The 12972-nt window shown below is 72.7% G+C and carries 10 protein-coding genes; 4 read left to right on the top strand and 6 right to left on the bottom strand.

What is annotated here, in order from left to right; translation table 11 throughout:
- The first annotated feature begins 112 nt into the window (after window positions 1-112).
- A complete protein-coding gene (locus AB0J10_RS28755) occupies window positions 113-775 on the top strand; it encodes a class F sortase (protein WP_363065489.1) in 663 nt (220 codons plus the stop codon).
- 162 nt (window positions 776-937) lie between these two features.
- Here AB0J10_RS28755 and lysX read toward each other — a convergent pair whose 3' ends face one another.
- Window positions 938-4249: a bifunctional lysylphosphatidylglycerol synthetase/lysine--tRNA ligase LysX gene (gene lysX / locus AB0J10_RS28750; RefSeq protein ID WP_363065487.1), complete on the bottom strand. Its 3312-nt coding sequence runs from the start codon at window positions 4247-4249 to the stop codon at window positions 938-940.
- Between the two features lie 153 nt (window positions 4250-4402).
- Here lysX and AB0J10_RS28745 point away from each other — a divergent pair, with 153 nt between their 5' ends.
- The 3 genes from AB0J10_RS28745 (at window position 4403) to AB0J10_RS28735 (ending at window position 7507) form a co-directional block, all read left to right on the top strand.
- Complete coding sequence (locus AB0J10_RS28745) at window positions 4403-5839, top strand: amino acid permease (protein WP_363065485.1); 1437 nt, start codon at window positions 4403-4405, stop codon at window positions 5837-5839.
- 260 nt (window positions 5840-6099) lie between these two features.
- Entirely contained in the window at window positions 6100-6642 is a 543-nt protein-coding gene (locus tag AB0J10_RS28740) for a sigma-70 family RNA polymerase sigma factor (protein ID WP_363065483.1), read from the top strand.
- 343 nt (window positions 6643-6985) lie between these two features.
- A complete protein-coding gene (locus AB0J10_RS28735) occupies window positions 6986-7507 on the top strand; it encodes a hypothetical protein (protein ID WP_363065481.1) in 522 nt (173 codons plus the stop codon).
- Window positions 7508-7592: 85 nt separating this feature from the next.
- Here the strand turns inward: AB0J10_RS28735 and AB0J10_RS28730 are convergent, their stop codons facing one another.
- The 5 genes from AB0J10_RS28730 to AB0J10_RS28710 all read right to left on the bottom strand — a co-directional run bounded on the left by AB0J10_RS28730 (window position 7593) and on the right by AB0J10_RS28710 (window position 12862).
- Window positions 7593-8804: a histidine kinase gene (locus tag AB0J10_RS28730; RefSeq protein WP_363065479.1), complete on the bottom strand. Its 1212-nt coding sequence runs from the start codon at window positions 8802-8804 to the stop codon at window positions 7593-7595.
- Window positions 8801-10534 carry a cation acetate symporter gene (locus tag AB0J10_RS28725; protein WP_363065477.1) on the bottom strand — a complete coding sequence of 578 codons (1734 nt, stop codon included), beginning with the start codon at window positions 10532-10534 and terminating at the stop codon, window positions 8801-8803. The genes AB0J10_RS28730 and AB0J10_RS28725 overlap by 4 nt, the downstream gene beginning before the upstream one ends.
- Before the next feature lie 22 nt (window positions 10535-10556).
- Window positions 10557-10937 (bottom strand): hypothetical protein, encoded by a 381-nt coding sequence (locus tag AB0J10_RS28720; protein WP_363065475.1) that lies wholly within the window; start codon window positions 10935-10937, stop codon window positions 10557-10559.
- Window positions 10938-11550: 613 nt separating this feature from the next.
- On the bottom strand, window positions 11551-11730 hold the full coding sequence (locus tag AB0J10_RS28715) for a DUF6480 family protein (RefSeq protein ID WP_363065473.1): 180 nt from the start codon (window positions 11728-11730) through the stop codon (window positions 11551-11553).
- 274 nt (window positions 11731-12004) lie between these two features.
- Complete coding sequence (locus tag AB0J10_RS28710; protein WP_363065471.1) at window positions 12005-12862, bottom strand: LytTR family DNA-binding domain-containing protein; 858 nt, start codon at window positions 12860-12862, stop codon at window positions 12005-12007.
- Window positions 12863-12972: the final 110 nt, after the last annotated feature.

Below are 12972 nucleotides of genomic sequence, written 5' to 3'. Positions count from 1 at the left end.
TGTCTACTCGTATGGGTCACCCCGACTGGCCGCACCACCCGTTCGCCCCTCCCAGGTCGCGGCTTCTCCCTCATGTGCTTAGCGTGCGGGCAGACGATGAGATGGGAGAACCATGCGCCGGCAGGAGTTCACGGGGTCGGAACCGAGGAGACGCTCCCCTTGGGGCGTACTGGCCCTTGTCATGCTCACAGGACTCGCCCTGGTGCGGAACGGCGTGGACGTCGGCATGGGGCCGCCCCAGCCCGCCGTGGCGGCTTCGCTGGACGACGTACGTGCCAACCAGGACTCCATTGCGCTGCCCGGCACGGTCGAGCCGCTGCCGTACGCCCCGGCCTCGCGGATCGCCATCCGATCCGTCGGCGTCGACGCGCCGATCATCGACGTGGGGCTCGACACCAACGGCTGGATCGAGGCACCGCCGGCGCAGGACCCCAACCTCGCCGGCTGGTACCAGAACGGCATCGCCCCCGGCCAGCAGGGCACCGCCGTGGTCGTCGGTCACGTCGACAACGCCGGCGGGCCCGCCGTGTTCTACGGGCTCGGCTCGATGCAGAAGGGCCAGCACGTCGAGGTGACCCGCTACGACGGCCGGGTGGCCGTGTTCGAGGTGTACGGCGTCGAGGTGTTCTCCAAGAACAACTTCCCGGGCGCCCGGGTCTACGGCGACACCGGCACCCCCGAACTGCGGGTGATCACCTGCGGTGGCGGCTACTCGCGCGGCACCGGCTACGACGGGAACGTCGTCGTCTTCGCCCGCATGGTCGCCACGCGCTGAGGCCGCTCCCCCGCCGGACGGCGACCCCGGCAGCGGTCCGTCCGGCGGGGGCACGTCCCGGGCTGCAGCTGTCGGGCGGCGGCTGCGAAGCGGGCCCGCCGGCGGCACCGCGGCAGACGGCGCGGGCGCGCCGGCACGTCGGCACGTCGGCACGTCATTCGTTCAGTGCCTGCGCACCAGGGGGAACGGCAGCGTCTCCCGGATGGTCAGCCCCGTCAGGAACATCACCAGCCGGTCCACACCGATGCCGAGCCCTCCGGTCGGGGGCATGGCGTACTCCAGGGCGTCGAGGAAGTCCTCGTCGAGCTCCATGGCCTCGGGGTCGCCGCCGGCCGCGAGCAGCGACTGGGCCGTGAGCCGACGCCGCTGCTCGACCGGGTCGGTCAGCTCCGAGTAGGCCGTGCCGAGTTCGGTGCCGAAGGCGACCAGGTCCCAGCGTTCCGCGAGACGCGGGTCACGACGGTGCTGGCGGGTCAGCGGGGACACGTCGGTCGGGAAGTCCTTGTAGAAAGTGGGCAGCTGGGTCTTCTCCTCGACCAGCCGCTCGTACATCTCCAGCACGACGTCGCCGCGCGTGTCCTCGGGGCCGTGCGGTACTCCCGCGAGGTCGCAGAGCCGTCGCAGCCGCTCCTCGTCGGTGTCGGCGTCCACCTGTTCGCCGAGCGCCTCGGACACCGCTCCGTACAAGGTCTTGACGGGCCAGGGGCCGGAGATGTCGTGGACGACGAGCTTGCCGTCGGGGCCCTTCTTGTGGGCGATCGGAGCGCCGAACGCGGCGGTGGCGGCGCCCTGGATCAGCTCGCGGGTCAGGTCGAGCATCACGTCGTAGTCGGCGAACGCCTGGTACGCCTCCAGCATCGTGAACTCGGGGTTGTGCTTGTACGAGACGCCCTCGTTGCGGAAGGTGCGGCCCATCTCGAAGACCTTCTCCATGCCGCCCACGCACAGCCTCTTGAGGAACAGCTCGGGCGCGATCCGCAGGTACAGGTCCATGTCGTAGGCGTTGATGTGGGTGGTGAACGGACGGGCGTTGGCGCCCCCGTGGATCTGCTGGAGCATCGGGGTCTCGACCTCGAGGTAGCCGCGGTCGAGCAGCCCCTGCCGCAGTGCCTGGACCGCCGTGGAGCGGGCCCGGACGACGCCGCGGGCGTCGGGGCTGGTGACCAGGTCGAGGTAGCGGCGGCGTACCCGTGCCTCCGGGTCGGCCAGCCCCCGGCGCTTGTCGGGCAGCGGACGCAGGCACTTGGCGGTGAGCTGCCAGGCGTCGGCGAAGACGGTGAGCTCGCCGCGGTCACTGGCGCCGACCTCCCCGGTGACGGTGACATGGTCGCCAAGGTCGACGGCGGCGGAGAAGGCCGCGAGCACATCGGGTCCGGAACCGTCGCGGGTCAGGGCGATCTGGAGGTCGCCGGACCAGTCGCGCAGCACGGCGAAGAGGACTCCGCCGAAGTCGCGTACGGCCATGACCCGCCCGGCGACCGTGGCCCGTTCCCCGGTACGGGCCCCGGGCGGCAGGTCCGGACGGGCGGCGCGTACGGCGGCGAGCGGGTCGGTGCGTACGGCGACACCGACGGGGTACGGGTCGACGCCCTGCTCGCGCAGCCGTTCGAGCTTGCGGTGGCGGATGCGCACCTGCTCGGGCAGCCGGCGCTCCCCCATGGGCCGCACGGTGTCGGGTCCGGCGAGTTCCAGCGCGTCGAGCGGCGGCAGGTCCCTGGTGCCGGCGACCGGCCCGGCGACGACGCCGCGCGGCCGCCCGTTGCCCCAGCGCTTGCGCAGTCGGGGCACGGAGACGAAGCCCTCGGCGATCGCGGAGGCGAGGCCGATGCGCGCGAGGGCCCCGGCGTCCCCGTAGCAGAGGAAGCGCGGGTACCAGGCCGGCTGGTACTTGACGTTGGAGCGGTACAGCGCCTCCAGCTGCCACCACTTGGAGAAGAACAGCAGCAGCCTGCGCCAGAGCCGGAGGACGGGGCCCGCGCCGATCCTCGCGCCCTCCTCGAACACGGAGCGGAAGACGGCGAAGTTGAGGGAGATCCGGCGCACGCCGAGCTGCGGGGCCTCCGCGCACAGCTCGGCGACCATGAACTCCATGATCCCGTTGGGTGCGTGGTCGCGGTCCCGGCGCATCACGTCGAGGGAGATCCCGTCGCGTCCCCAGGGGACGAAGGAGAGCAGGGCGATGAGGTTCCCGTCGGCGTCGAGGGCCTCGACGAGCAGGCAGTCGCCGTCCTCGGGGTCGCCGAGCCGGTCGAGGGCCATGGAGAAGCCGCGCTCGGTCTCGGTGTCGCGCCACGCGTCGGCGCGGTCGATGGTCTGCTTCATCTCGTCGGCGCCGAGGGCGGAGTGCCGGCGGATGCGGGTGGTGGCCCCGAGTCTGCGGACCCGGCCGACGGCCTGCCGGGTGACGCGCATGTCCCGGCCGTTCAGGTCGAAGCGGTCGACGTGCAGGATCGCCTCGTCCCCGAGCTGGATGGCGCCGAGCCCCGAGCGGCCGTAGGCGCGCGCACCGTCCTCGGACGCGCCCATCACGGCCGGCGCCCAGGCGTAGCGCCGGGCGACGTCCAGCCAGGTCTCGATGGCGGGGGTCCATGCCTCCGTGTCGCCGACGGGGTCCCCGCTGGCCAGGGCCACGCCGGCCTCGACGCGGTAGGTGACGGCGGCTTTGCCGCTGGGTGCGAAGACGACGGCCTTGTCCCGGCGGGTGGCGAAGTAGCCGAGCGAGTCCTGGGAGCCGTAGGCGCGGAGCAGGGCGCGGATACGGGGTTCCTCGTCGCCGTGCAGCGCGGCCTCCATCCGCTGGGAGCGGAACAGGGTCCGGGCGGAGTTGAGCAGCGCGAGCGCGCCGAAGAGGCCGAGGAGGAAGAACAGGGCGCGGGGCGGAGTGCCGTCGAACTGCGCGTTGGAGACGAGCCCGCCGAGCACCCGGTTGGCGGCCCACAGCAGCCGCTGCCCCTGCGGGAGGTCGTTGGGGAAGAGCTCCACGAGCCCCCAGCCGACGAGCACGGCCAGCACGAGCCCGAGGACGAGCACCAGAAGGGCGTGCCACAGGGCTCCGCGGCGGGTCAGGGCGTAGAACTCACCGCGCGCGGCGAACAGCACGCCGAGGGCGATCAGGCAGAGGACCAGGTTGGGGATCCAGGACCAGTCCCGCAGAAGGGCCAGGGTGAGGACGTCGGTGAGGACGAGCAGGGCGAGATAGGCGACGACGAGCCACCAGGCCGCCTTCTTGCGGGCGCCGATGGCCGCCGCCAGCAGGAGCAGGAAGACGGCGTAGGCCAGGTTGGCGCTGACGGGTACGGCCACCAGGTCGAGGAAGGCGGAGACCGGGCTCAGCAGCCTGCGCAGCGGGGCGATGAGCGCGATCACCGCGCAGTACACCCCGAGCAGGGCGAAGAACATCGCGAAGGCGCCCGGTACCCTGGCCGTCAGGCCGCTCCGGGCGGCGGTCGCGCGCTCCGCCACGCTGATGCTCATGTTCCGCACTCTAGGGAGACGGCCGCCGGGCCGCCTGTCGGGCGGGGCGGGGGACCCTTGCCTCCACACCACCGCATGTCGTCTTCCACCGCTGCCCCACCTCGGCCATCATGAGCCGCCATCGGCCGACAGCAGTCCGCGAAGAGGTGTCTCATGACAGGCCTCCGGGTGGGGCACGGCGTATTGCGCCGCAAGCCCATCGAACAGATCCACGAGGGCGCTCCGAGCGAACAGCTCACCAGAACGCTCGGCCTCTGGCAGCTCACCGCGATCGGCGTCGGCGGCATCATCGGCGCCGGCATCTTCGCCCTGGCGGGCGCGGTGGCCCATGACAGGGCCGGGCCGGCGGTGGTCGTGTCGTTCCTGATCGCGGGTGTGGCGAGTGCCGCCGCGGCCTTCTCGTACGCGGAGTTCGCGGGCCTGATCCCGAAGGCGGGCTCGGCGTACACGTACGGGTACGCGGTGCTCGGCGAGCTGGCGGGCTGGTTCATCGGCTGGGACCTGCTGCTGGAGTACACGGCGATCGTGGCGGTGGTCGCCATCGGGATCTCCGGCTACTTCGGCTTCCTCCTGGGCCAGCTGGGGCTCGATCTGCCCGCGTGGATGCTGGGCGCGCCGGGCACGGGGCCCGGCCACAGGGTCGATCTCTTCGCGATGGTCCTGTGCCTCCTCATCGCCTGCCTGCTGACGCTGGGGATCAAGAACGCGGCCCGGTTCGAGACGGTCGTGGTGGTGCTGAAGGTCCTGGTCGTGCTGCTGGTGATCGCGGTCGGCCTCTTCCACATCGACACGGCGAACTACAGCCCGTTCTTCCCGTTCGGCTTCAGCGGGGCGATCACGGGGGCGGCGACCGTCTTCTTCGCGGTGTTCGGCTACGACGCCATGTCCACGGCCGCGGAGGAGTCCAAGGACGCGCAGCGGCACATGCCCAGGGCGATCGTCTACTCGCTGGCGATCTCGATGGTGCTCTACGTGCTGGCCTGCCTGGTGCTGACGGGAATGCAGAACTACAAGGACATCGATCCGGAGAGCGGCTTCTCGACGGCCTTCAAGGCGGTGGGGCTGGGGAGTCTGGCCAACGTCATCGCGATCGGCGCCATCGTCGGGATCCTCACCGTGATGTTCACGTTCATGCTGGGCGTGACGCGTGTGTGGTTCTCGATGAGCCGGGACGGGCTGCTGCCGCGCTGGTTCGCGAAGACGCACCCCACACGGCATGTGCCCGTACGGGTGACATGGATCGTCGGCGCCGGCTCCGCGCTGATCGCCGGCTTCCTGCCGATCGGTGAGGCCGCCGAGTTGACGAACATCGGCATCCTGCTGGCCTTCGTGGTGGTGTGCGTCGCGGTGATCGTGCTGCGCCAGCGGCAGCCCGACCTGCCGCGGACGTTCCGCTGCCCGGGCATGCCGTTCGTGCCGGCGGTCGGCGTGGTGTTCTCCCTCTGGCTGATCACGTTCCTGGACCGGCAGACCTGGGTCCGGTTCGCGGTCTGGCTCGTGGTCGGGCTGATCGTCTACTTCGCCTACTCGTACCGGCACTCGAACCTGGCGAAGGAGGAAGCCGCCGGGACGGCGGAGCCGAACGGGTGAACGCGGGTGTCGTGGGCCGGCCGGTACCCGCCGTCCTACGCGAGCACCGCCCCTCGCCGTCCCGCGCCGTCGCACCGGTTGCGCGGCCGTCACGCGCACGTCCGGCCGACCGTTCGCCGCACCGTTCGCCGCTCTGTGCGACCGCTCGTCGCACGCCCGTGCTCGACGCCTGTCCCCGCGCTCGCCGATGCGCTCGTATACGCCACGAAGCACACCCAGCACCGAGCCACCGGAAAGACCCTGTGGGAAGGAGGCCGACGATGACGACGGCGACGGCGACGACCGACGAGCGGGCCCTGGTGGAGCTGCAGCGCGAACACGGTCCCGCCCTGCTCAGCTTTCTCGTCGGCCTGACGTACGGGGACCGGCAGCGTGCGGAGGACCTGCTGCAGGAGACCCTGCTCAGGGCCTGGCAGCACCCCGAGGCGTTCGACGCACCCTACGAGTCGATGCGGCCGTGGCTCTTCACCGTCGGACGGCGCCTCGCGATCGACGCGCGCCGCTCACGGCTCGCGCGGCCGGCGGAGATCGGGGACGGCGTACTGGCCGCGACACCGGACCCCTCCGACCTGACGGACCGGGCGGTCGCCGCGCTCGACGTGCGGGCCGCGGTCAGGTCGCTGAGCCCGGAGCACCGTGCCGTGCTGGTGCAGATCTACTTCCGGGGCCGGAGCGTGGCCGAGGCCGCCCGGGCGCTCGGCATCCCGCAGGGCACGGTCAAGTCCCGTTCGTACCACGCGCTGCGCGCCATGGCCCGCAGCCTGCCGGGGTACAGCAGGCGGCCGCTCTCCTCGGCGGCGTGAGCCGGCCCGCCCTCCCCGTGCACCCGGGAGGTGGTGCCGGCGCCGGCCTCCCTTTCCCGGAACCGGCGGCGACCGCTCGCCCGTTCGTCGCGGGCAGCTCCGGACTCGGCGCGGCACCGGTGCCGCGCAGGGGGCGCGCACGCGGCACCACCGGATACGGGCCGGTCACTTCCGTCCCCGGACTCCCAAGGGGCACCTGCTCTCCCTGGGGTCACGTTGACGGGCGACCGGATTCGAAACCACCCGCTCGAGTTGAGTAAAGAGGAACCGTGACACGTGTCTTCGGGTGGAGGCTCGTCGTCGAGACCCGTGCCCGAACACATCCCGGGAGAAGGTGGAGAGAGTGCGGCCCGAGAGTACGAACGGCACCAACGGAGGCGGTCTGGCGGTCCCCATGGCGTGGCTGTGCGCCGAGTACCTCGCCGACGAGGTGCTGCGCACCGGCGGTCTGGTGGAGCCGGGTTCGCTGGAGTACAGAGCCGGCCGGGCGACGCTGGCGCTGACGGTCCACCTGTGCGGCGCCGATGACGGCCCGACCGGTGTACCCACCGCGTCACGCCTGGACGAATGGCTGTCCGTCACGGCCTACGGCCATCCGTGGCAGGAGTGGGTGCGCGACCGCATGGCCGAACGGGAGTCGTTCGACCGGGACGTCCCCGGCACGGACCCCGATCTCGCCCTGGCCCGTGACACCTGGGGATGGCTGGAGCGGACCGAACTGCTCGCCGCCGATCTGGGCGACGACACCGACCCGTGGCACCCGGCCCTTCCGGTGGACCCGGCCGCCGGCGAGAACGCCCAGGTGTGGACGCCGGCCTGGCGTCTCGGTCTCCCGCTGGGCCATCTGGCCATCCATCTGTACTGACCCGGTCCCGAGCCACCGGCCCGTCCTCACCGAGAGGACTCGCCCCGCCCCGAGGCGCTCGCGGGGGCCGAACACGCAGCCCCGCTCAGGGTGCGCCCGGGTTCTTGTGCACGCCCGCGCGGTACTTGGGAATCCGTACGGTGATCTTCATTCCCGCCCCGACCCCCGTCTCGATGACCAGCCCGTGGCCGTCCCCGTACACCTGCCGCAGTCGCTCGTCGACGTTGGAGAGACCGATGCCGGATGGGCGGTCGGCCTCCCGCGCGAGGATCCGGCGCAGTTCGGCCGGGTCCATGCCGACGCCGTCGTCCTCGATCGTCACCACCGCCTCCGAGCCCGCGTCCTGGGCGGAGAGGGAGATCCGGCACGTCCGGCCGGCGTCCTCGAGGCCGTGCTTCACGGCGTTCTCGACGAGCGGCTGGAGACAGAGGAACGGCAGGGCGACCGGGAGGACTTCGGGCGCGATCTGGAGGGTCACCTTCAACCGGTCGCCGAAGCGGGCCCCGGCGAGGGCGAGGTACTGCTCGATGCAGCGCAACTCGTCGGCGAGATGGGTGAAGTCCCCGTGCCGGCGGAAGGAGTAGCGGGTGAAGTCGGCGAACTCCAGCAGCAGTTCCCGCGCCCGTTCCGGGTCCGTGCGGACGAAGGAGGCGATGGCCGCGAGCGAGTTGAAGATGAAGTGCGGGGAGATCTGGGCGCGCAGGGCACGGATCTCGGCCTCGATGAGACGGGTGCGGGAGCGGTCGAGCTCGGCCAGTTCCAGCTGTACGGAGACCCAGCGGGCGACCTCGGTGGCGGCCCGCACGAGGACCGCCGACTCACCCGAACCGTAGGCGACGAGCGTGCCGAGCACGCCCTCCTCCCCGGTCAGCGGGGCGACAACGGCCCAGCGCAGCGGGCATTCCGCGTCGTCGCAGCCGGTACGGACGCTCTGGCTGCGACCGGATTCGAGCACGTCGCCGACGCGGTGCATCACGCGTTCCTGGTGGTGGTCCGCGCCGACTCCGTCCCAGGCGAGGACGGTCTCCCGGTCGGTGAGGCACAGCGCCTGGGTGCCGAGCAGTGAACGCAGCCGGCGGGCGGCCCTGCGAGCGGTGTCCTCGGTGAGCCCGGCACGCAGCGGCGGCGCGGCGAGGGAGGCGGTGTGCAGGGTGTGGAAGGTGGCCCGTTCGACGGGCGTGCCGAGGTCGGGCCCGGTACCGGCGCCGCGGCGGGCCGTGACCCGGCCGAGGGCGAATCCGGCGGCCAGCAGTACGGCCGCGGCCGCACCGAGTGCCGCCAGCGCCGTCCCGGTCATCGCTGTGCTCCTTCGTGCTGCGGCCGGCCGACGAGGTCCTCCGGCAGATGGAGGCGGGCGAGGATGGCGCCTGCGCCGGGGGGTATGTGGCGGGGCGTCGCCAGCGACACCAGGACCATGGTGAGGAAGCCGAGCGGCACCGACCAGACGGCCGGCCAGGCCATGAGGGTGTGCGGCCACCCCTCGGGGGCGAGTCCGGCCCGGGTGGCCATCACGGCGGTCAGCGCGGCGCCGCCACCGGTGACCAGTCCGGCCGCGGCACCCGGCGGGGTGAGTCCGCGCCACCAGATGCCGAGGACGAGGAGCGGGCAGAAGGAGGACGCGGACACGGCGAAGGCCAGTCCGACGGCGTCGGCGACCGGCACATTGGTGGCGACCACGCTGAGGGCGAACGGCACCGCCATGGCGAGGACGGTCGCGAGACGGAAGTGGCGTACCCCGCGCGAGGGCAGGACGTCCTGGCTGAGGACCCCTGCGACGGACATGGTGAGCCCGGACGCGGTGGACAGGAAGGCGGCGAACGCGCCGCCCGCGAGGAGGGCGCCGAGCAGGTCGCCCGCGAGTCCGCCGACCATCCGTTCCGGCAGGACGAGCACGGCGGCGTCGGCGTCGCCGGTCAGGGCGAGCTCCGGGGCGTAGATCCGGCCGAGGGCCCCGTACACGGGAGGCAGCAGGTAGAAGGCGCCGATCAGACCCAGGACCACGAGGGTGGTACGGCGCGCCGCGCGGCCGTTGGGGCTCGTGTAGAAGCGGACGGCTACGTGCGGCAGGCCCATGGTGCCGAGGAAGGTGGCGAGTATCAGTCCGTAGGTGGCGTACAGCTGGTAGCCGTCGCGCCCGCCCGCGAGGGGCTGGGACCAGCTGGCGGGGTCGGCGCCGGTGGACGCCCGTTCGGGTATGTCCGCCCCCGGGGGAAACGTGAGCGTGGTGCCCGACTCCACACGGTGGGTGCCCTCGTCGAGGGTGGTCCGAACCCCCTCGTGGCGGGTGCCGTCGACCGTACCGGTCACCCCGACGGTCAGCGGTGCGTCCAGCTCGATCCGTACGGTGGCGTCGAGACGGACCTCCGTGTGCTCGCGCAGGACGGCGGGCGCGTCGAAGCGTGCGCGGGGCGCGTCGTCCCCGGCCCAGGCGGCGACGAGGAACAGGGCGGGGACCAGCAGCGCCGTGAGCTTCAGCCAGTACTGGAACGCCTGCACGAAGGTGATGGAGCGCATGCCGCCCGCGGCGACGGCGCCCGTGACGACGACGGCGACGAGCAGTCCGCCGAACCAGTCCGGGGCGCCGGTGAGGATCTCCAGGGTCAGTCCGGCGCCCTGGAGCTGCGGCAGCAGATAGAGCCAGGCGATACCGACGACGAACAGGCTGGCGAGGCGCCGCACCGCGGGCGACTCGAGCCGGGCCTCGGCGAAGTCGGAGAGCGTGTACGCGCCCGAGCGCCGCAGCGGGGCGGCGACGAGGACGAGCAGCACGAGATAGCCGGCCGTGTAGCCGACCGGGTACCAGAGCATGTCGGGGCCCTGGAGGAGCACCAGTCCGGCGATGCCGAGGAAGGAGGCGGCGGACAGGTACTCGCCGCTGATTGCGGCGGCGTTGAGCCCGGGGTTGACGGTGCGTGAGGCGACGTAGAAATCCGAGGTCGTCCGGGAGATGCGCAGGCCGAGGGCGCCGATGAGGACGGTCGCCAGCACCACGAAGGCCACCGCCGTCACCGCGTAGGCCTGGTTCACCGGTCCTCCCCCACTGGCGGTCTCAGCGGCCTTCGACGAGCCCGGTGAAGTCCTCTTCGTTGCGCTCGGCGCGGCGTACGTACCAGCGGGCGGTCAGCCACAGCAGCGGGTAGACGCCGACGCCGAGCACCACCCACACGAAGGGCTCGGGCGAGGCGAAGGAGCCGAGGACGGCGGCGGGAAAGGCGAAGAGCAGTGGGAGCGTGCCGACGAGGACGGCGAGCGTGCCCAGCGCGTACAGGGCGGCACGCAGCTGGCTGCGCATCAGGGAGCGCACGTAGACCGTGCCGATCGGGGTCTGCTCGCTGATCTCCGAGCGGGCGGGGGCGTGTCCGGGGCGGCGGCGGGTGCCGCGGGGCACACCCGTGACGACTTCACGGCGGGGTGGCTGTGCTGCAGACATCGGCGTCCGTTCCCGGCGTTCTCTCGGCGGCTCGTACGGACGGCCGCTCGCTGCGACGGGCGGCCTGCCCTCGGGGGTCGTTGGAGTCTACGCAGGTGGGGCGAGCAAGGGACAGGCGCCGGTGGTCTCGGTGAGATCTCGGCGGAGCGCCGGGCCGGGGTGGGGCCCGGCCGGCGGGGCCCGGCCGCCGTCCGTACGAACTGCGGGGGCGGCGAACGGCGCCGCCTGAGCGGCGAGCCGTGCGCGGGGCCGGCGCCGCACCGCCCGGACACCCCCTCGGACGGTGGTCTCAGGCCCGGGAGCGGTGAACTCCCTCACGGCACGGGACGCGTGCTGGTGGAGGGCGAGGGAACGGAGCAGGTGCGCGGCTGTCACGACACGGCCCTCCGCAGCGACGGGGAGGGCGGAGCGGCGAGGGGACGGCAGGGGCCCATCGAACACCCCGGATTCCGTCCCCATGCCCGTTCGGGCGGCCCACGGCCCCGGCCGGCCGGGAACACACCGTGTCGGTGCCGGACCCGGCGCCGGTGGGCCCGCACGAGTCCCACGAGCGCAGGTTCCGGCGGCGAGCCGTGCGGAAGGCGCGCCGCCCGTGCGGCCCGCCGGTACCCGCTCAGAAACTGAAGGCCCAGCCGATGAACAGCGCGGCGAAGAGCACGCTGCACGCGACGATCAGCGACAGGATCGCCACGGGGTGCTCCCAGAGCCCGCCGTCCGGGCGCTCCCGGTGGGCCTCGGCGATGGACGCCTCGAACGGCGGCGTCTCCTGCGGGGGTACACGTCGATCGGTCATCGTTCTCTCCCGTCGCTCACGACTCCGGGAGCGCCGCACCACCCTCCCCGGCGCGTGAGGCGACCGGCGGCGGCTCTCCGGGCCCGGCCGCCGTCGCGGTACGGACCCGCCCTGCCCGGGCGGGGCCGGATTCCGCAGCGGAACCGGCTCATCTCCACTATGCGGCGTCCGCCCGCGCCCTGGGGAGACTCGCATCGTTGGCGCGTCGATTCCCCGCCGCGGCATGCGGTACGCCCTCGTCGTCGGCCGCCGGCGGTCCTCGCAGCGGCGGCGGTCAGCCCCGGGCGTGGCGCATCAGCAGATCCCGCAACTGGCGGGCGTGGCGGCGGCTCACGGCGAGTTCCGCCGCGCCCACGCGGACGGTCGTGGCACCCCCGTCCAGCCGGAGCTCGTCGATCCGGCCGAGTGCCACGAGGTGGCTGCGGTGTATCCGGACGAAGCCGCGGGACGCCCACCGCTCCTCCAGCGTGGAGAGCGGGATCCGCACGAGATGGCTGCCGTCGGCCGTGTGCAGACGCGCGTAGTCGCCCTGGGCCTCGACGTAGGTGATCTCGTCGATGGGGACGAACCTGGTCACGCCACCGAGTTCGACGGGGATCTGCTCGGGCGCCGTGCCCGGTGCGGTGGACCCGGTGACCACCGGACCGGCGGCCGAGGAGCCGGACCGGTCCGGTGCCGCCCCTGCCGCCGCGCCCGGCTCCGCGCCGGTGGCAGACGGGTTGCGCCGGACCCCGCGCGCGGCAGCGGTCAGATCGCTGACCCGGCGAACGGCTTCGGCGAGCCGTTCCCTGCGTACCGGCTTGAGGACGTAGTCGACGGCCTTGAGGTCGAACGCCTGCACGGCGAAGCCCTCATGGGCCGTGACGAAGACGATCAGCGGCGGCCGGGCGAACTCCGCGAGCAGCCGGGCGACGTCGAGCCCGGTGAGCCCCGCCATGTGGATGTCGAGGAAGACGACGTCGATGCCGTCGTCGCCGCCGGGCCCCGCGTCCAGCGCCCGGCTGATGCGGCGAAGCGCCTCGGTGGCGTCGGTGGCACCGTCCGCGCTGCGCACCCGCGGGTCGGAGCGCAGCAGGTACAGCAGTTCCCCCAGAGCCGGCTTCTCGTCGTCGACGGCAAGTACGCGCAGCATGCCGCGGATCCTAGTTGTATTGCCCTGTGAGGTTGGGGACGCGGGTGGCGGGTGGTTGGCCTTTCAGCGCGGTGTGTCCGCGGTGGTGATTGTAGGTGTGCAGCCATGCG

It is taken from the genome of Streptomyces sp. NPDC049887 (assembly GCF_040656535.1).
Lineage (GTDB): Bacteria > Actinomycetota > Actinomycetes > Streptomycetales > Streptomycetaceae > Streptomyces.
Note: the sequence above shows the minus strand (reverse complement) of the source record. Positions and strands in the feature narration are given on the sequence as shown.

What these genes read in the sequence shown, in the direction of transcription:
- AB0J10_RS28755 (WP_363065489.1), top strand. Translation starts at nt 113, where the DNA reads ATGCGCCGGCAGGAGTTCACGGGGTCGGAACCGAGGAGACGCTCCCCT.
- lysX (WP_363065487.1), bottom strand. Translation starts at nt 4,249, where the DNA reads ATGAGCATCAGCGTGGCGGAGCGCGCGACCGCCGCCCGGAGCGGCCTG.
- AB0J10_RS28745 (WP_363065485.1), top strand. Translation starts at nt 4,403, where the DNA reads ATGACAGGCCTCCGGGTGGGGCACGGCGTATTGCGCCGCAAGCCCATC.
- AB0J10_RS28740 (WP_363065483.1), top strand. Translation starts at nt 6,100, where the DNA reads ATGACGACGGCGACGGCGACGACCGACGAGCGGGCCCTGGTGGAGCTG.
- AB0J10_RS28730 (WP_363065479.1), bottom strand. Translation starts at nt 8,804, where the DNA reads ATGACCGGGACGGCGCTGGCGGCACTCGGTGCGGCCGCGGCCGTACTG.
- AB0J10_RS28720 (WP_363065475.1), bottom strand. Translation starts at nt 10,937, where the DNA reads ATGTCTGCAGCACAGCCACCCCGCCGTGAAGTCGTCACGGGTGTGCCC.
- AB0J10_RS28715 (WP_363065473.1), bottom strand. Translation starts at nt 11,730, where the DNA reads ATGACCGATCGACGTGTACCCCCGCAGGAGACGCCGCCGTTCGAGGCG.
- AB0J10_RS28710 (WP_363065471.1), bottom strand. Translation starts at nt 12,862, where the DNA reads ATGCTGCGCGTACTTGCCGTCGACGACGAGAAGCCGGCTCTGGGGGAA.